The following is a 620-nucleotide window of genomic DNA, read 5'->3' as shown; positions in this document are numbered from 1 at the left end:
AGCTTGTGCGCGAGGACCCGCTGTTGCATCGCGTAATCCGTAGTAGTTTTGCGTCATTGGTGTTAAACCAATAAAGTTTTCAATGTCTTTAGTGTAATAACCTACCGACACATAACTTGTTTCTGCAAAGTACCACTCAGCCGATACATCAATATTATCTGATTCAAGCGGCACTAAACCAGGGTTACCTGTTGACGCTGTAGCCGGTGAAGAACCCGCTAAAAGAGTAGGGGCACCTGGTACACCAACAGTAGCTGCTGAACTTAAGTTATCGTAAGTTGGGCGAGCAATTGTCGTGCTATAAGAAAAACGCGCTTTCACGTTTTCGATTACTTCTATGTCAAAGTCAAAGCTTGGTAAAAAGTGATCGTAGCTAGATTTAAGCGTGAAATCTTCTTTAGCCGAGCCAAAACGAACATTAAAGTCGTTATTACCTTCCCACGCTACTGCGTTAGGTAAATCGATATTAGCCGTTGAGGTAATGTCGGTAGACTCTTGCCGCGCGCCAATAACAATGTTGTATGGCATATCGCCAATGTAACCGTTGTAAGTAAATTGCACAAACGCAGCGGTTATGTCTTCTTCAATGGTGCGGTTAGTTGCAAATGCGCCATCGGCTG

1 protein-coding gene is annotated in these 620 nt (G+C 44.0%); it reads right to left on the bottom strand.

The window, feature by feature from the left end; genetic code table 11:
* On the bottom strand, window positions 1-620 hold a 620-nt coding region (locus L652_RS0103540; RefSeq protein ID WP_029770153.1), incomplete at both ends, for a TonB-dependent receptor.

The organism is Pseudoalteromonas sp. TB25, from assembly GCF_000497995.1.
In the GTDB taxonomy this organism is placed as follows: Bacteria; Pseudomonadota; Gammaproteobacteria; order Enterobacterales; family Alteromonadaceae; genus Pseudoalteromonas; species Pseudoalteromonas distincta.
The sequence above is the reverse complement of the archived record's forward strand: the minus strand, read 5'-3'. Positions and strand labels throughout refer to the sequence as shown.